Raw genomic sequence first — 21,089 nt, 5'->3', positions numbered from 1 at the left:
GCCGGGGCGGGGCCCGGGCCCCTCGGCCCCCCGCCTCGCGACCGGACGCCCGCACCCCGAGCAACCCCACCCACGTCAAGGAGAAGGGCCACACACCATGAGCGCCGACACTCCCTCCGTGATCCGCCTGCCACAGAACCTGTCCGCACGGCACGCGGCACGGCCCGCCTTCGTCGGGTCCGAACCCATGACGTACGGGGAGTTCACCGCGCGGGTCGAGGCCGTGGCCGCCCATCTGCTCGGCCTGGGGGTGCGCGTCGGCGACCGGGTCGCGATCTGGATGGACAAGCGGCCGCGCTACGCGGAGGCGATCGTCGCCGCCCTGGAGGCCGGATGCGCCTACGTGCCCCTGGACGGCGGCCAGCCCGTGAGCCGGGTGCGGACCATCCTCGCGGACGCCGAACCCGCCGTCCTGTTCACCGACGCGCACCACGCCGCCCAGCTCGGGGACGACGACCTGCCGGCCTCCGTCACCGTCGTCGTCGCCGACGGAGAGGCCCCGCCCGACACGGTGGGCGGCACACCGGTCAGCCCGTGGGCGACGTGGGAGCAGAGCCCCGCCGGCCGGGTCACCCTGCTGCCCTCCCTCACCCCCCGCGACCTCGCGGCCGTCCTCTACACCTCGGGGTCCACCGGCACGCCCAAGGGGGTGCGGATCTCGCACGCCGGCCTGGCCAACTTCGTGGGCTGGGCGCGCGCCGAGCTGGACGTGGGCCCCGACGACGTGTTCGCGGGCCACGCCTCCTTCAACTTCGACCTGAGCACCTTCGACCTCTTCACCGCGCTGTCCTGCCGAGCGGCGGTGTGGATCGTCCCCGACGCGCAGACCCGCGACGTGACCGCGCTGGCGGACGGCATCCGCCGGCACGGGGTCACCGTCTGGTACTCCGTCCCCTCGATCCTGCACCTGCTGACCACCTCGGCCGCCCTCACCCCCGAGCACACCCGGAGCCTGCGCTACGTCCTGTTCGCCGGCGAGGTCTTCCCCGTTCCGCAGTTGCGCGCCCTGAGTGAACTGCTCCCCGCCGGCACCCCCCTCTACAACCTCTACGGGCCCACCGAGACCAACGTCTGCACCTACCACCGGGTGCGCCCCGAGGACCTGCACCGCGCCACCCCGGTGCCGATCGGCCTGCCGATCACCGGCGCCGCGACGACCGTCGTGGACGACGCCGGACGCACCGTCCACGAGCCCGGCGCCCTCGGCGAACTCCACGTGGCGGGCGTGTGCGTGACCCCCGGCTACTGGCGGCGCCCCGAGGACCCGGCCTCCGCCGACCACTGCCGGGGCGTACACCCCACCGGCGACCTGGTCAGCTACGAGGAGGACGGCCGGCTCGTCTACCGCGGCCGCAAGGACCGCATGGTGAAGCTGTCCGGCTACCGGATCGAACTGGGCGAGATCGAGGCCGCGGCGCTGCGCCACCCCGACATCGCGGAAGCCGCCGTCCTCGTCGACGGATCCGGGCCCAAGGCGCGCCTCCAGCTCTACTACACGCTGCGCGAGGGCGCCGGACGGATCGGCCTGGTGCGGCTCAAGCAGCACTGCGCACGGCACCTGCCGACCTACATGGTGCCGCACACCGCCGTCCCCCTGGACCGGATGCCGCGCAACGGCAACGGCAAGACCGACTACCGCCGCCTCGGCCTCGACGCGAACCCCCGCGCGACGGCGCCGATCGGCACGGCCCGGTAGGCGGCCCGGCAACCCATGGAGAAGAACGTGAGTCAGGGGCCCACAGAGCCGATACGCGAGCACTGGCAAGGACCCGAACCGGAGACCGTCGCCGCCCTGCTGCGGCATCGGGCCCGGCACACGCCGGACGCCCTCGCCCACCGCTTCCTCACCGACCCGGACGGGACCTCGGTCGCCTGGACCTACCGCGAGCTCGACCTGCACGCCCGGGAGGTGGCCGCACACCTGAGGCGCCAGGAGGTGCGGGAGGGGCCGGTCCTCCTGCTGCACCCGCCCGGCCTGGACTACCTCGCCGCGTTCTTCGGCTGCCTGTACGCCGGTGCCGTGGCCGTCCCCGCCTACCCGCCGGACAACGCCCGCTTCGGCCAGACGGTGCCCCGGCTCGCCGCCATCGCGCGCGACTCCGCCGCCACCCACGCCCTCACCACCCGGGAGGTCCGCGCGGCCGTGTCCGCCCGGGGCGCCGAGCGCGTCGGCGCCGAACTGGACGGCGTGCGCTGGCTGGTGACCGAGGACCTCTACACCGGGGAGGACACGGCCGAGTGGCGCGACCCGGGCGTGACGGCGGGATCGCTGGCCTTCCTCCAGTACACCTCCGGCTCGACCGCCGCCCCCAAGGGCGTGATGGTGGAACACGGGAACCTGGTGCGCAACCTGCGCTCGATCCACCTCAGGCTCGGGCACGACGCGGACTCCGGCATGGTGTCCTGGCTGCCGCCCTACCACGACATGGGGCTGATCGGCGGCATCCTCACCCCGGTGTACGGCGGTTTCCCCGCGCACCTGATGGCGCCGATGACCTTCGTGCAGCGCCCGCTGCTGTGGCTGGAGACGCTGACCCGCACGGGCGCGTCCACCAGCGTCGCCCCGAACTTCGGCTTCGAGCAGTGCCTGCGCCGGATCACCCCGGAGCAGCGGGCCGGCCTGGACCTGAGCCGCTGGCGCCTGGCGCTGAACGGGGCGGAGCCGATCCGGCCCGACACGCTGGACGGGTTCGCCGAGTACTTCGCCCCGGCCGGCTTCGACCGCACCGCGCTGCTGCCCTGCTACGGCCTCGCCGAGGCGACGCTCATGGTCACCGGCGCGCACCCCGCCGACGCCCCGGTGGTGGAGTCCTTCGACGCGGCGGCACTGGAGACGGGCACCGCCCGGCCCGCGGACTCCCGCACCGTACGCGCCACCCGCGTCGTCGGCTGCGGACCGGCCGTCGACGACGTCGAGGTCGCGGTGGTCGACGCCGGTACCGGCCGCCGCGTGCCCGACGGCACCGTCGCCGAGATCCGGGTGGCCGGGCCCAACGTCGCCCGGGGCTACTGGAAGCGCCCCGAGGCGAGTGAGGAGGTCTTCGGCGCCCGGACCGACGGCGAACCGGACACCGCGTGGCTGCGGACCGGGGACATCGGCTTCCGGCACGACGGCCAGCTGTTCGTCGTGGGCCGCACCAAGGACGTCGTCATCGTCCAGGGGCGCAACATCCATCCGCAGGACGTGGAGCAGACCGCCGAACGCGTGGGAGCGGGCCTGCGCGCCGGATACGGCGCCGCGTTCGGCATCCCCACCGCCGACGGCGAACAGCTCGCGCTCGCCTACGAGATCGGCGGCCCCGGGGCCGGTGACCCGCACGCGCTGCTGGCCCGGCTGCGCACCGCCGTCGCCGACGAACACCAGGTGACACCGCACACCGTCGTGCTGCTCAAACGCTCCTCGGTGCCACGCACCACCAGCGGCAAGATCCAGCGGCGGGCCTGTCGGCAGAGCCTGCTCGACCTCGAACTGCCGGTGGTGGCGGCGAGCGTCGTCCACGAGGGCACACCCCGGGAAGTGCCACCGCTGTCCGCGTCGGGCACCGGCCCGCGGGCGGCCTCGGACGACCCCCGGGCCCGGACGGCCCTCGCCGCCGACGCCCTCGCTCGGGCCGCTTCGGACACCCCCGACGGGACAGCGCGCTACCCGAGGCTGCTGACGGCCGTGCGGCTGCTGGAGGACGACCTCGGCGTGGCCCTCGACGTCGGCGACCTCCTGTCCCGCCCCGAGCCGGACACCCCGGCCGCCCTGGCCGACCTCTGCCGCACCGCGACCGCGTACGCCGAGCAGACCGCGTACGCCGAGGAGGCCGCCGACGCCGAGCGGACGACCGACGCCGAGCGGACGGCCGAGCCCGCGCCGCGCCCGCCCCGGCGCGGCCGCGCGGAGGCCGTGGCGTGGCTGCGCCGCGCCGTCGCCGCCCGGCTCGGTCTGCGCCCGTCGGTGATCGACACGACGGCCCCGTTCACCTCACTGGGCCTGGACTCCAAGCAGGCCGTCGACCTCGCCGCCCGGTTCGGCGACTGGCTGGGCACCCCCGTGACACCCGCCACCGTCTACGACCACCCGACGGTGGAGGCCCTGGCGGCCCATGCGGCGGGCGCGCGCCAGGACGCCGTCCGCGGGCCCGTGGGCCGGACGGCCGACGAGCCCGTCGCCGTGGTCGGCATCGGCTGCCGGTTCCCGGGCGCCCCCGACGCCGACAGCTACTGGCGGCTGCTGCTGGACGGCCGGGACGCCGTGGGCGAGGCCCCCGCCGACCGGCACGGCGCGGCGGAACCCGGTGGCCGCCAGGGCGGGTTCCTGGACCACGTGTACGACTTCGACGCCCGCTTCTTCGGCATCTCCGCCCGCGAGGCGGAGCGCATGGACCCGCAGCAGCGGCTACTCCTCGAGGTCGCCTGGCAGACCTTCGAGGACGCCGGTATCGCCCCCTCGAGCCTGGCGGGCTCGGACACCGGCGTCTTCGTCGGCGTCAGCGGTCACGACTACGCCGATCTCCAGATGCCGTACCCCGACGTCGTCGACATGTACTCGGCCACCGGCAACGCCCAGTCCGTCGCCGCGGGCCGGCTGTCCTACTTCTTCGACCTGACCGGGCCCAGCGTGGCACTCGACACCGCCTGCTCGTCCTCGCTCGCCGCCGTGCACACGGCGCTGCGCAGCCTGCGGGACGGCGAGTGCCGCGTCGCCCTCGCGGGCGGCGTCAATCTGATGCTGACACCCGGGCTCTCGGCGGCCCTCGCCCAGGGCGGGATGCTCGGCCCCGGCGGCCGCTGCCGCACCTTCGACGACGCGGCCGACGGCTACGTCCGCGGCGAGGGCGCGGGCCTGGTGTGCCTGAAGCCGCTGTCCGCCGCGCTGGCCGACGGTGACCGCGTCCACGCGGTGCTCACGGGCTCCGCACTCGGCCACGGCGGGCGGGGCAACGGCCTGACCGCGCCCCGCGGCACCGCCCAGCGCTCCGTGATGGCCGGGGCGCTCGCCCGGGCCGGACTGCGACCCGGACAGGTCGACTACGTCGAGGCGCACGGCACCGGCACCGCCCTCGGCGACCCCATCGAATGGGAGGCCCTCGCCGGGCTCTACGGCCAGGGCCGCGCCGCCGACGCGCCCTGCCTGGTCGGCTCGGTGAAGACCGGCATCGGCCACCTGGAGGCGGCCGCCGGAATCGCCGGGCTGATCAAGGCGGTGCTGGTGGTGCGGGAGCGGGAGGTTCCGCCGCTGCTGCACCTGACGACGCCCAACCGGCATCTGGACTGGACGGGTTCGGGTCTCGCCGTGCCCACCGCCCGCCACGCGCTGCCCGTGGACGGCACGGTCCGGGCCGGCGTCAGCTCCTTCGGCTTCGGCGGCACCAACGTCCACGTGATCGTCGAGGCCCCGCCGGAGCAGCCGGCCACGGCGTCCGAGGCCCCGGCGCGGGCGGCGCACGCCCTGTCCCTGTCCGCGCACACCGAGACCGCCCTGGCCACCCTCGCCGGCCAGTACCGCACCCACCTCGCGGCCCACCCCGACGTCCCGCTCGCCGCCCTGTGCCGGTCGGCCAACACGGGCCGCTCCCACCTGCCGTACCGAGCGGTTCTGACCGTGGGGACGAAGGACGAACTGGACACCGCGCTGGGCGCGTTGATCCGGCGGGAACCCGCCCTCGACGTGGCGCGCGGCGGACCCGCGGGCGGCGCCGCGCCGACCGTCGCCTTCCTCTTCGGCGGCCAGGGAACCCAGTACCCGGGCATGGGCCGGGAGCTGTACGACACCCACCCCGGGTTCGCCGAAACGCTGCGCAGGGCCGACGCGGTGCTGCGGAGCCTCGGCGAGACCCCGCTCCTCGACCTGCTGTTCGACCCTCTCCACGCCGAGGAACTGGGCCGCACCCGGTACTGCCAGCCCGCCCTGGTGGCCCTCGAGATCGCCCTCGCCGGCCTGTGGACGAGCTGCGGAGTACGCCCGGCCGCCGTGCTCGGACACAGCGTCGGTGCCTTCGCCGCCGCCTGCGTCTCGGGAGTCCTGACCCTGGAGGACGCGCTGACGCTGGCGGTCGCGCGGGGCCGTGCCATGGACGAGCAGCCCGGCGACGGCGCGATGATCGCCTGCCTCGGTGACCCGGAGACGGTGGAAGGCGTCGCGGCCGGCTTCCCCTCCGTGGCCCTGGCCGCCGTCAACGCGCCCCGCCACCTGGTGCTCTCCGGCGAGGCGGAGCAGATCGCCGAGCTGCGCACCGACCTGGAGCGCAAGGGGGTCACCGTACGGCCGCTCTCGGTGTCGCACGCCTTCCACTCACCGCTGATGGCCGGTGCCGCCGAGCCGCTGCTGGAGGCCGCGCGCGCCGTCGAGTTCCACGCGCCGCGCATCCCGTGGATCTCCGACGCCACGGGCGAACCGGTGGAGCGGGTGGACGCCGAGTACTGGGTGCGGCACCTGCTCGGCACCGTGCGCTTCGCCGACGCCTTCGGCCAACTGCGCGCCGGGCAGGGCTGCGACGCGTTCGTCGAGATCGGCCCGCATCCCACCCTGCTCGGCCTCGGCCGGTCCGGCATCGCCCTCGACGGGGGAAGCGGCGGACGCGCACCCCTGTGGCTGCCCTCGCTGCGGCGCGGCGCCGCGGACTGGCGCACGCTGCTCCAGTCGCTGGGCGGCTACCACTGCGCCGGCGGAACCGTCGACTGGGCCGCGCTGGACGGCGCCGGCCCGCCCGCCCGAGTCCCGTTGCCGCACGCCCCGTTCGAGCGCCGGACCTACCGGTTCCCGACTCCTCCTCAGCATCAGGAAGGTGGCCCCATGCGGTCGCAGCAACCGGTGGCCGGCGCGGCCCGGCCCGACCCGGCGGGCGAGGTCTCGCGCGCCGTGCTCGACAGCGTCGCCCGAGTCTGCGGATTTCCCGTGGCCGACCTGCCCGCACACGCCCGGCTGGGCCTGAACCTGGGGTTCGACTCGCTGATGCGGACCGACCTCCATCGCCGGCTCACCGCCCGCTTCCCGCAACGCGTCCACACACTCCAGGAGCTGCCGGAGGACCCCACGGTGCAGGACATCGTCGACCGGCTCTCCGGCGGCCCGCACGCCGACGCGGACGTCGCCCACCCCGTCCACGACCCCGCCACCGTCCCGCCCGCCCCGGCACCGCAGCCCACCGCGCCGTACCCGCACCCGTACGCGTACCACCCGTATCCCTACCCCTACGCGCACCTGCCGCACGGCGCCCCCGCGTACGGCTACTACGTTCCCCAGCCCCCGCCGCAGGCATTCCCGTTCCCGCCGCCGCCCCCGCCCGTCCCGGTCCAGGCCGCTCCCGTCCCCGTCCCCGTCCCCGCGCCCGCCGGGGCCGGCCAGGAGCCCGCCGCCGCCCCGGTCCGCCAGGAGCACACCTTCGAGGACTGGGCCGAGTACGCCGAACTCCAGGACAGGCTCCGGCAGACCCGGAGCAGCGGTTCGAACCCGTACGGACGCACCCACGAGGGCTTCAACTCCGCGCTCGCCACGGTCGACGGCACCAAGGTCGTCAACTTCGCGGCCTTCAACTACCTCGCGCTCTCCCACCACCCCCGGGTGCGCCAGGCCGCCAAGGACGCCGTCGACCGGTACGGCACCTCGGCCTCCGCCACCCCGCTGCTGTTCGGCGAGACCCCGCTGCACCACGAACTGGAGGCGGAGATCGCCCGGTTCATCGGCGCCGAGGCGGCCATCGTCTTCGCCGGCGGCCACGCCACCAACGTCGCCACCGTCGGGCACCTCTTCGGCCCGGAGGACCTGATCGTGCACGACGCGTGGATCCACGACAGCACCGTGCGCGGCTGCATCCTCTCCGGCGCCCGGCGCCGGTCCTTCCCGCACAACGACTGGGCGGCCCTCGACCGCATCCTCGCCGGCGCCCGGGCCTCGCACCGGCGGGCGCTCGTCGTCGTCGAGGGTGCCTACAGCCAGGACGGCGACATCCCCGACCTGCCGCGCTTCATCGAGGTCAAGAAACGCCACGGCGCGATGCTCATGATCGACGAGGCGCACTCCATCGGCGTCCTCGGCCGCACCGGCCGCGGGGTGGGCGAGCACTACGGCACCGACCCGGCCGACGTCGACCTGTGGATGGGCACGCTCAGCAAGGCGCTGGGCAGCCTAGGCGGCTACATCGCCGCCCGCCGTCCCATCATCGAGTACCTCAAGTTCACCGCGCCGCTGCACATCTTCTCCACCGGCATCTCGCCCGCGAACGCCGCGGCCGCGCTGGAAGCGCTGCGCGTCGTCCAGGACGAGCCCGAGCGGGTGGCGCGGGTGCGGGAACTCGCCGAGTTCTTCCGCGCCGGCGCCCGCGCCCGCGGTCTGGACATCGGCGTCTCCCGCCTCTCCGCGGTGATCCCGGTGATCACCGGCGACTGGGAGAAGACGATGGCGCTCTCCAACTCGCTGCTCGAACGCGGCGTCAACGTCATGCCGATCGGCTACCCCGCCGTCCCCCGCGACCAGTGCAGGCTCCGCTTCTTCATCAACGCGGACCACAGCGAAGCAGACCTCGAACACTCCCTCGACCTCCTGGTGTGATCCATGTCCTCACTCAGCCACGACAGCCCTTCCGCCGCCGCCCCCGACGTCCTGGTCACCGGCGCCAGCGGCTTCATCGGCGGCCACCTGGTGCACCGCCTGGCCGAGCGCGGGCACCGCGTCCGCGTCCTGGTCCGCGCCGGGAGCGACCGCGCGGCCTTCCGCGGCGCGGCCGCCCAGGTCACGGTCGGCGACCTCGGTGACACCGACAGCCTGCGCCGCGCCACCACCGGCATCCGCCACGTCTACAACTGCGCCGGCCTCTCCGCCGACTGGGGCCCCTGGGACCGGTTCCGCGCCGCCAACGTCGACGGCGCCAAGAGCCTCGTGGAAGCGGCCCACGCGGCCGGCACCGTCCAGCGCCTGGTGCACCTCAGCACCACCGACGTCTACGGCTACCCGGTGCGGCCCTGCGACGAGTCCACCGCCCCGCGCGACATCGGACTGCCGTACAACCGCAGCAAGATGCTCGGCGAGCGGGCCGTGCGGGCCGCCGCCGAACGCACCGGACTGCCGGTCACCGTGATCCGCCCGGTCTCCGTCTACGGTCCCGGCAGCAAGGACTTCGTCATCGAGATCGCGAACCTGCTGCTGCAGAAGCAGATGGTCTACATCCGCGGCGGCCGGGTGCCCGCCGGACTGCTCTACGTGTCCAACGCCGTGGACGCCATCATCGCCGCCGCGACCGGCGAGCACACCGCGGGCAGGGCGTACAACCTGCGCGACCCGCACGACACGACCTGGCGCGAGTACGTCGAGGCACTCGCCGCGGGCCTGGGCGTCAAGGCCCCGTGGCTGAGCCTGCCCACGCCCGTCGCCACCGGCGTCGCCACCGTCTCGGAGAAGCTGTGGGGCGCCCTGCGCATCAGCTCCCGCCCCGTCCTGACCCGGCACGCGGTCCACCTCTTCGACCGCGACCAGTCGTACCCCATCGGCCGCGCGCAGGAGGACCTCGGGTTCAAGGGCGAGGTCGACTTCCGGGAGGGCATGCGGCGCACCGTCGCCTGGCTGGACTCGCCCGAGGGACGCGCCCATGTCTCCCGCTGACCTGCTGCCCGAGCGGGCCGCCTGGTTCCCCCGCCCGGTCCTCGCACCGGACGCCCCGGCACCCGACCCGGCGACCGCCCCGCTGCGTCTGGTCTGCTTCCCCCACGCCGGGGGCACCGCCTCCGCCTTCCGGGACTGGCAGGAACCCCTGGGCCGCCATGTCGCCGTCGTACCCGTGCAGTTGCCGGGCCGCGGACTGCGGGTGCGCGAGACCCCGTACGACACCATGGAACCGCTCGCCGAGGCGGTCGCGGACGCCCTGACCGCGCACCGGCTGGCCCACGACTACGCGCTGTTCGGCCACAGCATGGGCGCCCTGCTCGCCTACGAGGTGGCCTGCGCGCTGCGCCGCCGCGGGCTGCCCGGCCCCCGGCACCTGTTCGTCTCCGGCAGCCGCGCCCCGCACCTGTACGGCGACCGCGCCGACCACGCGCTGCCCGACGACGCCCTGCGCGAGGTGATCCGGGACCTGGGCGGCCTCGGCGACGAGGACGCCCTCGGCGCCGCCTACTTCGACCGCCGGCTCCCGGTGCTCCGCGCCGACCTGCGGGCGTGCGAGCGCTACGGCTGGCGCCCCCGGCCACCGCTGGACTGCCCGACGACCGCCTTCTCCGCCACCGCGGACGCCATCGCCCCACCCCAGATGGTCGAGGCCTGGCGGCCCTACACCTCCGGCTCGTTCCTGCGGCACCACCTGACGGGCAACCACTTCTTCCTGACCGGCGGCCCGTCCCGCGCCCGGCTGCTCGCCCACATCGGTTCCGAACTCGGCGCCGCACGCCCCACTCCGCACAGGAAGGCAACAAGGGAAGCAACATGGACATTCTGAGCCTGGCCAAGAGCGTCGGCAGCCGCGTCGAGGCGCCGCTGGCCGATCTCCGCACCGTGACCAAGGTTCTGGGCAGCCCGCACATGCCGCTGCTCCTGACCCTGTCCAAGGGCTTCGTCGAACCCGTGTACCGGGCCGCCTTCCTCGCCTCGGCGGCGGGCGCGGGCGTGCTCGAAGCGCTCGCCGTACGCCCCTGCGACCTGGAGTCGCTGGCCGAACGCCTGGACATCGCCGACGAGGACCTGCCGCGCCTGAAGGAGTGGCTGGACATGGGTGTCCGCCTCGGCGACCTCGGCCGGCGCGAAGGGTGCTACAAGCTGCGCAGCCTGCCCGCCAAGGCGCTCGCCCAGGCCGGCAACGACGCGATCGCGGCCGCCCTGGAGGAGGTCCTGCGCTTCCACGTGCCCGCCCTGCTGAACGGCCCCCGCATGCTGCGCGAGGGCCGCCGCTTCTCCCTCGACGACCAGGACGGCCTGGTCATCGCCCGCTCCACCCGGGTGGTCCGGCCGCTGGTCGAGGAGGCCATCGCCCGCACCCTGGACCGGGACGCGCCGGTGCGGCTGCTGGAGGTCGGGTGCGGCGGCGGCGCCTACGTCCGCTACGCCGCCGAGCTGAACCCCCGTCTGTCGGCGCTCGCCGTCGACCTCCAGCAGGACGTCGCCGACCGCGCCGCCGCGAACATGGCCGAGTGGGGGCTGACGGACCGGGTCGAGACCCGGCAGGCCGACCTGCGCACGCTCGACGCGCAGCCCCAGTTCGACCTGGTGACCCTGCACAACAACATCTACTACTTCCCCGAGGCCGAGCGGGTGGCCGCCCTGCGGCGCGCCCACGACCTGCTCGCACCGGGCGGCAGGCTGCTGCTCACCACCTCCTGCAAGGGCGGCAGCATCGGCCTGGAGGCGCTCAACCTGTGGTTCACCTACGCCGACTTCGGCGGCCCGCTGCCGCAGGCCGACGAACTGGTGGACCAGCTGGGCCGGGCCGGGTTCGCCGACGTCGAGGCCACCCGGATCGTCCCGGGCGAGCAGTTCCACGCCTTCACGGGCACCAGCAAGCGCGTCGCGCACGCCTGACCGCCGAGGAGACACCCGCCATGGACACGCACGTCAGCGACTCGACGACCGCCCCGGCCCCCGACACCGGACCCACGGACCACGCCGCCTGCGTCGTCGCCCTCGGCGACGGCCGCCCGGCCGCGGCCCACCGGGGAGAACTGGGCGGCAAGGGCACCCGGCTGGCCGGGATGACCGCCGCCGGACTGCCCGTCCCACCGGCTATCTGCCTGACCACCGCACTCTTCGAGGCCTACCTCCAGGAGACCGGGATCGCCGCCGAACTGCCCGGCGCCGAACCGCGCACGGTGCGCGAACGCATCCTCGCCACCCGGATGCCCGCCCCCATCGCGGACGCCGTCCTCGACGCCTACGGCAGCATGGGCCGCCCCCGCGTGGCCGTGCGCTCCTCCGCGCTGCGGGAGGACTCGGCGGCGCGGTCCTTCGCCGGCCAGCACGACACGGTCCTCGACGTGTCGGGCGACGAGGACGTGCTCAACGCGGTCCTCAGGTGCTGGGCCTCCCTGTGGTCCGACCGCGCCACCGTCTACCGGGACACCGACGCCCCGGACTCCATCGCCGTGGTCGTACAGGAGATGATCCACACCGACGTCAGCGGGGTGATGTTCACCGTCGACCCGGTCAACGCCCGCCCGCACCGGCTCGTGGTGGAGGCCTGCCAGGGGCTGGGCGAGGGGCTGGTCTCGGGGCAGGTCTCCAGCGACTTCTTCGTCGTCGACGACGAGAAGTTCGAGGTCGTGGAGGAACGCGTCCGCTACAAGGTCACCAAGTGCGCGCCCCTGGAGCCCGGCCGGATCGGCATGACGAAGGTCGACGCGGCGGCCCGCAACGTACCCTGCCTGACCCATGGGCAACTGCGCGAACTCGGTGCCCTCGCGGTCCGGATCCGCGAACTGTACGGCAGCGAGCAGGACATCGAATGGGGCCTGCGGGACGGGGAGTTCCACCTCTTCCAGACCCGGCCGATCACCACCCGCCCGACCGCCCCCGCGCCCCCGTCCGGCGCCCGCAGCCCGTACGTCGCGCCGCAGCCGGAGCGGATCCTGCACGGCACGCTGTGGTCGCGGATGGACATCGGCGAGATCTTCGTCGGCCTGATGACGCCGCTCGGCCTGAGCTTCGCCCGCCACTACCAGCGGCACGTCCACACGGACTGCGCCGGGGCCCTCGGCGTGCGCGACACCGGCGACGCGGACCTGCACATGGGCTTCTACCAGGGGCACGTCTATCTCAACATCTCCTACAGCTCGTACCTGCTCGCCCAGTGCCTGCCCACCCGCGACCAGCGCCACTTCACCAGCCGGTTCGCCAGCGAGGAGATCGACCTCGCCGACTACGAGAACCCGTTCGGCACCTTCCCCGGCGGGATGGAGGACCTGCTGTCCGTCGTCCACTGGCTCCAGCACACGGCCCGCGAGATGACGCAGATGAAGGCCCGCTCCCAGCAGATGGTCGACGCCCGGCTCTACGAGTTCGACCGCGCCCGCGGACTGGACCTCACCCGGATGAGCCGGCGCGAACTCCACGGCGAACTCCACCGCGACCTCGGCTGGTTCCACGACATGCACGTGGGCTACATGCCGTACTACATCAACGCGTTCGCCTTCTACGGTCTGCTCACCGAGCTGTGCGCCCGCTGGCTCGGCAGCGACGGCGACAACCTGCAGAACCGCGTGAAGACCGACATGTCCAGCCTGCGCACGGTCGAGTCCGCCAAGGAGGTCTGGGCGGTGGCGCAGGCCGCCAAGAACAGCCCGGCCGTCCTGAAGATCATCACCGGCGAGCCCCTGGAGTCGGTCGCCCGGCGGCTGCGCGAGGACCCCGACGGACAGCGCTTCTGGGACCGGCACATGGAGCCGTTCCTGCGCGCCAACGGCACGCGCGGCCACCAGGAGATGGAGATCACCCACCCCCGGTGGATCGACGACCCGTCGTACCTCTTCCAGATGATCCGGCGCTACGTCGCCGACGGGTTCTCCATCGACGACATCCTCCGGCGCGGCAGCGCATGGTCCGACGACTCGCGCGAGGCACTGAACCGCCTGCCGATGCCCAAGCGCCAGGTCCTGGACACCGTCATCTCCCTCTACGCCCTCTGCAGCGAGCTGCGGGAGACCACCCGGATGTCCATGATCACGTCCATCTGGCTGGTGCGGAACGTGGTCTACGAGGTGGCGCGGCGGCTGGTGGCGGACGGCGTGCTGCACTCCCTGGACGAGGCCGCCTTCCTGGACTTCGAGGACGTACGCCGCTACCTCGCCGGCGACGAGGAGGCCACCCGCGTCTTCGACCGGGCCCGTATCGACGCCGCCCGCCGGCTGCACGAGCACAACAAGCGGCTGCCGGAACCGCCGTTGACGTTCATCGGCGAACACGACATCACCGCCTCGGTCCGGCCGGCCGACGACGGGGCCCGTCTCGAGGGACTGGCCGCCGCCCCCGGCCGGATCGTCGGCCGCGCCCGCATCGTCGAGGACCTGGTGTGGCAGGCCGACGAGTTCGAGGCCGGGGAGATCCTCGTGACCCGGTACACCGACGCCTCCTGGACCCCGCTGTTCGCCATCGCGGGCGGGGTCGTCACGGACATCGGGTCGATGCTCTCGCACAGTTCGATCGTGGCCCGCGAGTTCCACGTGCCGTCCGTGGTCAACACCAAGCACGCCACGCAGCGCATCAACACCGGCGACCTGATCGTGGTGGACGGCGACGCGGGCACGGTCGACGTCGTCGAGAACGGACAGCAACCCGCCCCCACGGGCGACCACTCAACCAGTCGGGAGACGACCCCATGATCCCCAACCAGTGGTACCCCATCGTCGAGGCGAAGGAGGTACGCAACGACAAGCCGCTCGGCGTGCGCCGCATGGGCCAGGAGCTGGTGCTCTGGCGCGACATCGACGGCACCCTCGTCTGCCAGGGCGCCCGGTGCCCGCACAAGGGCGCCAACCTCGGTGACGGCCGGATGAAGGGCAACACCCTGGAATGCCCGTACCACGGCTTCCGCTACGGAGCCGACGGCGCGTGCCGGGTCATCCCCGCCATGGGGTCGGGCGCCCGCATCCCGGGCTCCCTGCGCGTGCCCACGTACCCGGTCCGCGAGCGGTTCGGCCTGGTGTGGATGTGGTGGGGCGACGAGCGGGCCGCGGCCGACCTGCCGCAGATCCAGGCGCCGCCCGAGGTGACGGCCAACCAGAAGCTGTACGCCACCAAGCGCTGGACCCGGCCGGTGCACTACACCCGGTACATCGAAAGCCTGCTCGAGTTCTACCACGTGACCTACGTGCACCGTGATCACTGGTTCAACTACATCGACTACCTCCTCCTCTACGGCACGCCGAGCAAGTTCGGCCTCGACGGCCGTGAGCGCTACCTCGCCGCGACCCGGATCACCAACCACCAGGTGGAGACGGAGGGGCAGACGATCCGCTACTCCTTCGACCACTGCCAGGAGGACGACCCGACCAACACCACGCACTACGTCATCACGTTCACCTTCCCGTGCATGGTGCATGTGCAGACCGAGCAGTTCGAGACCACGTCCTGGCTGGTGCCGATCGACGACCAGAACACGGAACACATCCTGCGCTGGTACGAGTACGAGCAGGTCAAGCCGGTCCTGCGGCTCGAACCGCTGCGGCGTCTGCTGCCGTGGGCGTCCCTGTACATGGAGAAGTGGGTGCAGGACCCCCAGGACGTCCGCATCATGGAACACCAGGAACCGAAGATCAGCGCCGGAGGCGTCAACAAGTTCATCCCCGTCGACGAGATGAACGCCAAGTACGTCTCGATGCGCGCCAAGCTGATCCAGGAGGCGTCCGCCGCCACCACCGACGCCACTACCGACGCCGGCACCGGCGGGGCGGACGGTGCCGACGCACCGGAGCCGGCCGCCGCCGCGCCGGACGAGACGGCGCCCACCGGGACGCCGGCCCGTGCCACCGCTCCCGGCAGGGCGGCGGGAGGCGGACGGCGCGGCGCGAAGCACAAGGAGGACGCCGCCGCGCGCCCGTAGACCCGAAGACGGGGGACGGACAACAGAGAGCGAGAGTGAGAGATGTACGGCGGATACGACCCGTCGACCGGCCCCAAGGCCCTGGTGACCGCCTTCAACACCGTCGCCGTGGCCGCCGCGGTGTGGTTCCTCTTCGGCGGGGCGGACACCGTGGCGGGCTGGTTCGGCACGGATTTCGACGAGGCCGCGACCCTGCGCCGGGTCCTCCTGGCGACGTTGTCGGCGCTCTACCTGGCTCGCTTCATCGCCACGAACTACGTGATGCTGCAGCGCAGGATGGAGTGGTCGGAGTCGGCCACGATCGGGGTCTGGGTCCTGGTGATCCACGGCACGATGGCCTACTTCGGCGGCACCAACGCGGCCGACGTGAGCGTGTTCACCTGGCTGGGCGTCGTGCTGTACCTCCTCGGGTCCTATCTCAACACGGGCTCGGAGTACCAGCGCAAGCTCTGGAAGAAGCGCCCGGAGAACAAGGGCAAGCTCTACACCGAGGGCCTGTTCAAGTACTCGATGCACATCAACTACTTCGGTGACGCGGTGCTCTTCTCCGGGTTCGCGCTGGTGACCGGCGTGCCCTGGGCGTTCGCCATCCCGCTGATCATGGTCTGCATGTTCGTCTTCATGAACATCCCCATGCTCGACAAGTACCTCGCCGAGCGCTACGGCGAGTCGTTCCAGGCCTACGCGTCACGAACCGCGAAGTTCGTTCCCTACGTGTACTGACCCGCTCCCGCACCGTACGGCGGCCCCCCTCGGCGGATTCCCGGCCGAGGGGGACGGCCGCACCGGGCGAGGCGACCCCAGACCCACCCACAGACCCGAGACGAGGCAGGCATGACCGGAGACATTCCGTTCGGGGAGGCCGAGGCGTCCCTGACCGCCGAGGTGCTGCGCGAGGTCCTGGCCGGCGGAGCGGACGCCTTCGCCCGGCTGACCTCCGACGAGGGCGCCGTCGACGACTTCGGTTTCGACCCGGAGCTGACCGACGACTACCTGCTCCCCGCCCTTCGGCTGCTGTACGAGAAATACTTCCGGGTCACCGTCGAGGGCCTGGAGCACGTGCCGGCCGACGGAGGCGCGCTCCTGGTCGCCAACCACTCCGGCACCCTGCCCCTGGACGCCCTGATGCTCCAGGTCGCGCTGCGCGACCACCACACGGCGCACCGCCGGCTGCGGCTGCTCGCCGCCGACCTGGCCTTCGACCTGCCCGTGGTCCGCGACCTCGCCCGCAAGGCCGGCCACGTCCGGGCCTGCCCCGAGAACGCCCTGCGGCTGCTCGGCGCGGGCGAGCTGGTCGGTGTGATGCCGGAGGGCTACAAGGGGCTCGGCAAGCCCTTCGAGGAGCGCTACCGGCTCCAGCGCTTCGGCCGGGGCGGCTTCGCGGCGGTGGCGCTGCGGTCCCGGCGCCCCATGGTGCCGTGCTCGGTCGTCGGGGCCGAGGAGATCTACCCCATGATCGGCTCGGCGCCCACACTGGCCCGGATGCTGAAGCTGCCGTACTTCCCGATCACGCCGACCTTCCCGCTCCTCGGCGTGCTGGGGCTGGTCCCGATGCCCACCAAATGGACCATCCGGTTCGGTGAGCCGATCCACACGGCCGCCTTTCCCGAGGACGCGGCGGAGGACCCGCTGGTGGTGGAGAAGCTCGCGGGTGAGGTGAAGGACACGATCCAGCACACGCTCAACGAGATGCTGGAGGGCCGGGGCTCCGCGTTCTCCTGAATCCGCACGCCGCGTGACACCGACTGCGCACAGCGTGAGGTCAGCCCTCCGCCGACGACCTCCGCCGCCCGATGCTGCGGATGCTGGCGAATGTGAGGATTCCGAGGCCGAAGAGCGAGAGAAGGCCGCCGATCAGCTCCGCGGACAGGTGCATGAGACCTCCAGGGTGGCAACGGCCGGGCATCGGGCGGTGTTTGCGCGGTGTTCGTCATATAGGCATGCCAACCCCCCCGACCTGCGGAATTCGCAGCCCGACCACCCGTCGAATTCACCCGTAGAGCAGACGGCGGGCGGATCGGGGGTGGCGGGTGGGCGCGCGCCCGTTCGAACGCTTACGATCCTCTGTTGTGTCCAAACTGACCGACGTGCCCAAGCGGATCCTGATCGGGCGCGCACTGCGCAGCGACCGGCTGGGGGAAACGCTCCTGCCGAAGCGCATCGCCCTCCCCGTCTTCGCATCCGACCCGCTCTCCTCGGTGGCGTACGCGCCCGGCGAGGTGCTGCTCGTCCTGTCCATCGCGGGCGTGTCGGCGTACCACTTCAGCCCCTGGATCGCGGTCGCGGTCGTCGTCCTGATGTTCACGGTCGTCGCCTCCTACCGGCAGAACGTGCACGCCTACCCGAGCGGCGGCGGCGACTACGAGGTGGCCAACACCAACCTGGGACCCAAGGCGGGCCTGACCGTCGCCAGCGCCCTGCTGGTCGACTACGTCCTGACCGTCGCCGTCTCGATCTCCTCCGGCATCGAGAACCTCGGCTCCGCGGTCCCCTTCGTGGTCGAGCACAAGGTCCTCTGCGCGATCGCCGTGATCCTGCTGCTGACCCTGATGAACCTGCGCGGCGTCAAGGAGTCGGGCAAGCTGTTCGCGATCCCGACGTACGTCTTCGTCGGCGGCGTCTTCATCATGATCGCGTGGGGCGCGTTCCGTGCCCTGGTGCTCGGCGACACCATGCGCGCGCCGACGGCGGACTACGAGATCAAGCCGGAACACGGCGGCCTCGCCGGATTCGCCCTGGTCTTCCTCCTCCTGCGCGCCTTCTCCTCCGGCTGTGCCGCGCTCACCGGAGTCGAGGCGATCTCCAACGGCGTGCCGGCCTTCCGCAAGCCCAAGTCGAAGAACGCGGGGAACACCCTCGCGATGATGGGCCTGCTCGCCGTCACCATGTTCTGCGGCATCATCGCGCTCGCGTCCGCGACGGACGTACGCATGTCGGAGAACCCGGCCACCGACCTCTTCCACAACGGCGTCGCGGTCGGCGCGGACTACGTCCAGCACCCGGTGATCTCGCAGGTCGCCGAGGCCGTCTTCGGCGAGGGCAGCTTCCTGTTCATCGTGCTGGCCGCGGCCACCGCGCTGGTCCTCTTCCTCGCCGCGAACACCGCCTACAACGGCTTCCCGCTGCTCGGCTCGATCCTCGCCCAGGACCGCTACCTGCCGCGCCAGCTGCACACGCGCGGTGACCGCCTGGCGTTCTCCAACGGCATCGTCCTGCTGGCCGGCGCCGCCATACTCCTCGTCTTCGTCTACGGCGCCGACTCCACGCGCCTGATCCAGCTCTACATCGTCGGCGTCTTCGTGTCCTTCACGCTCAGCCAGATCGGCATGGTCCGGCACTGGAACCGCCACCTGGCCACGGAGAAGGACCAGGCCGCGCGCCGCCGCATGATCCGCTCCCGCGCGATCAACGCCTTCGGCGCCTTCTTCACCGGACTCGTCCTGGTCGTCGTACTGGCCACGAAGTTCACCCACGGCGCCTGGGTCGCCCTGCTCGGGATGTGCATCTTCTTCGCCACGATGACGGCGATCCGCAAGCACTACGACCGCGTCTCCGAGGAGATCGCCGCCCCCGAGGACCCCGAGGAGGCGCAGACCGACGACATGGTGCGCCCGTCCCGGGTCCACTCGGTGGTACTCATCTCCAAGATCCACCGCCCCACCCTGCGCGCGCTCGCCTACGCCAAGCTGATGCGCTCCGACTCCCTCGAGGCCCTGAGCGTCAACGTCGACCCGGCCGAGACCAAGGCCCTGCGCGACGAGTGGGAACGGCGCGGCATCGCCGTACCGCTGAAGGTCCTGGACTCGCCCTACCGCGAGATCACGCGGCCGGTCATCGAGTACGTCAAGAGCCTGCGCAAGGAGTCCCCGCGCGACGCGGTCTCGGTCATCATCCCCGAGTACGTGGTCGGCCACTGGTACGAGCACCTGCTGCACAACCAGAGCGCGCTGCGCCTCAAGGGCCGTCTCCTGTTCACCCCCGGCGTCATGGTCACGTCCGTCCCGTACCAGCTCCAGTCCTCGGAGGCCGCCAAGCGACGGGCCCGCAAGCGGCAGGACTGGAACGCGCCCGGCGCGGTCCGGCGCGGCCCGCTCCACCAGGACCGGCCGAAGGACCCCTCCTCCTCCAAGTAGACTGGACGGCTGCTGTCCTCTGTCGTCCGTTTGTCGTTACCCCGTTCTCTGGAGCCACCCCGCCATGCAGGCAGAACCGAAGAAATCGCAGGCGGAGCCCCGAGAGGCCGCACAGCCGGTCTCGCTGGTCGGCGAGGAGTACGAGGTCGAGATCGGCCCCGTCGCCCACGGCGGCCACTGCATCGCCCGTACGTCCGAGGGACAGGTGCTGTTCGTCCGGCACACGCTGCCCGGCGAGCGCGTCGTGGCCCGGGTGACGGAGGGCGAGGAGGGCGCCCGCTTCCTGCGCGCGGACGCCGTCGAGATCCTGGACGCCTCCAAGGACCGCGTCGAGGCCCCCTGCCCCTTCGCCGGCCCCGGCCGCTGCGGGGGCTGCGACTGGCAGCACGCCAAGCCGGGCGCCCAGCGCCGCCTGAAGGGCGAGGTCGTCGCCGAGCAGCTGCAGCGGCTGGCGGGCCTCACCCCGGAGGAGGCCGGCTGGGACGGCACGGTGATGCCCGCCGAGGGCGACAAGCTGCCCGCCGGCCAGGTCCCGGCGTGGCGCACGCGCGTCCAGTACGCGGTGGACGCCGAGGGCCGTGCGGGTCTGCGCAGGCACCGCTCGCACGAGGTCGAGCCCGTCGACCACTGCATGATCGCCGCGGAGGGTGTCAGCGAGCTGGGCATCGAGCGGCGGGACTGGCCCGGCATGGCGTCGATCGAGGCGATCGCGGCGACCGGCTCCCAGGACCGCCAGGTCATCCTGACCCCGCGGCCGGGCGCGCGGCTCCCCATCGTGGAACTGGACCGCCCGGTCTCGGTCATGCGGGTCGGCGAGAAGGACGGCGGCGTCCACCGCGTCCACGGCCGCCCCTTCGTCCGCGAACGCGCCGACGACCGCACCTACCGTGTGGGCAGCGGCGGCTTCTGGCAGGTCCACCCGAAGGCGGCCGACACCCTGGTGACGGCGGTCATGCAGGGTCTCCTCCCGCGCAAGGGCGACATGGCCCTCGACCTGTACTGCGGCGTGGGCCTCTTCGCCGGCGCCCTCGCCGACCGGGTCGGCGACCAGGGCGCGGTCCTCGGCATCGAGTCCGGCAAACGCGCGGTCGAGGACGCCCGCCACAACCTGGCGGCCTTCGACCGGGTACGGATCGAGCAGGGCAAGGTCGAGGCGGTCCTCCCGCGCACGGGGATCTCCGAGGTCGACCTCATCGCCCTGGACCCCCCACGCGCGGGCGCGGGCCGCAAGACCGTTGAGCACCTCGCGTCACTGGGGGCACGGAGGATCGCTTACGTCGCGTGCGATCCCGCTGCGCTGGCTCGGGATCTGGGGTACTTCCGGGATGGGGGGTATCGGGTGCGGATGTTGCGGGTGTTTGATTTGTTTCCTATGACGCATCATGTGGAGTGCGTGGCGATTCTGGAGCCTGCCGAGAAGGGCCTCTGAACTGCCGTTTTGCATTTCAGGTGGTCA

Annotated in this window: 11 protein-coding genes; all 11 read left to right on the top strand. The window is 72.6% G+C overall.

All coding sequences use genetic code 11. From position 1 onward, the window contains the following. The first annotated feature begins 97 nt into the window (after positions 1–97). The 11 genes from ACFC1X_RS35945 to ACFC1X_RS35895 all read left to right on the top strand — a co-directional run bounded on the left by ACFC1X_RS35945 (position 98) and on the right by ACFC1X_RS35895 (position 21,062). Positions 98–1,696 carry a D-alanine--poly(phosphoribitol) ligase gene (locus tag ACFC1X_RS35945; RefSeq protein ID WP_376362427.1) on the top strand — a complete coding sequence of 533 codons (1,599 nt, stop codon included), beginning with the start codon at positions 98–100 and terminating at the stop codon, positions 1,694–1,696. Positions 1,697–1,711: 15 nt separating this feature from the next. Further along, complete coding sequence (locus ACFC1X_RS35940) at positions 1,712–8,536, top strand: aminotransferase class I/II-fold pyridoxal phosphate-dependent enzyme (RefSeq protein WP_376362424.1); 6,825 nt, start codon at positions 1,712–1,714, stop codon at positions 8,534–8,536. A 3-nt stretch (positions 8,537–8,539) separates the two neighbouring features. Further along, positions 8,540–9,583 (top strand): NAD-dependent epimerase/dehydratase family protein, encoded by a 1,044-nt coding sequence (locus tag ACFC1X_RS35935; RefSeq protein WP_376362421.1) that lies wholly within the window; start codon positions 8,540–8,542, stop codon positions 9,581–9,583. Next, entirely contained in the window at positions 9,570–10,412 is an 843-nt protein-coding gene (locus ACFC1X_RS35930) for a thioesterase II family protein (RefSeq protein WP_376362418.1), read from the top strand. The genes ACFC1X_RS35935 and ACFC1X_RS35930 overlap by 14 nt, the downstream gene beginning before the upstream one ends. Continuing rightward, positions 10,400–11,488 (top strand): SAM-dependent methyltransferase, encoded by a 1,089-nt coding sequence (locus tag ACFC1X_RS35925; protein ID WP_376362415.1) that lies wholly within the window; start codon positions 10,400–10,402, stop codon positions 11,486–11,488. The genes ACFC1X_RS35930 and ACFC1X_RS35925 overlap by 13 nt, the downstream gene beginning before the upstream one ends. A 20-nt stretch (positions 11,489–11,508) precedes the next feature. Beyond that, on the top strand, positions 11,509–14,280 hold the full coding sequence (locus ACFC1X_RS35920; protein WP_376362413.1) for a PEP/pyruvate-binding domain-containing protein: 2,772 nt from the start codon (positions 11,509–11,511) through the stop codon (positions 14,278–14,280). Beyond that, positions 14,277–15,500 (top strand): Rieske 2Fe-2S domain-containing protein, encoded by a 1,224-nt coding sequence (locus ACFC1X_RS35915; RefSeq protein WP_376362410.1) that lies wholly within the window; start codon positions 14,277–14,279, stop codon positions 15,498–15,500. Before ACFC1X_RS35920 ends, ACFC1X_RS35915 begins: the two co-directional genes overlap by 4 nt. 42 nt (positions 15,501–15,542) lie before the next feature. Next, entirely contained in the window at positions 15,543–16,223 is a 681-nt protein-coding gene (locus ACFC1X_RS35910; protein ID WP_376362407.1) for a DUF1295 domain-containing protein, read from the top strand. Between the two features lie 111 nt (positions 16,224–16,334). Next, entirely contained in the window at positions 16,335–17,222 is an 888-nt protein-coding gene (locus ACFC1X_RS35905; RefSeq protein WP_376362404.1) for a lysophospholipid acyltransferase family protein, read from the top strand. Positions 17,223–17,569: 347 nt separating this feature from the next. Further along, the gene (locus ACFC1X_RS35900) at positions 17,570–19,633 is read left to right on the top strand and encodes an APC family permease (RefSeq protein WP_376362401.1); all 2,064 of its coding nucleotides are present in this window, start codon (positions 17,570–17,572) and stop codon (positions 19,631–19,633) included. Positions 19,634–19,697: 64 nt separating this feature from the next. Further along, positions 19,698–21,062: a class I SAM-dependent RNA methyltransferase gene (locus ACFC1X_RS35895; RefSeq protein WP_376362399.1), complete on the top strand. Its 1,365-nt coding sequence runs from the start codon at positions 19,698–19,700 to the stop codon at positions 21,060–21,062. The last annotated feature ends 27 nt before the right edge of the window (positions 21,063–21,089 follow it).

The sequence above is a fragment of the Streptomyces sp. NPDC056128 genome (genome assembly GCF_042263835.1).
Lineage (GTDB): Bacteria > Actinomycetota > Actinomycetes > Streptomycetales > Streptomycetaceae > Streptomyces.
The sequence above is the reverse complement of the archived record's forward strand: the minus strand, read 5'-3'. Positions and strand labels throughout refer to the sequence as shown.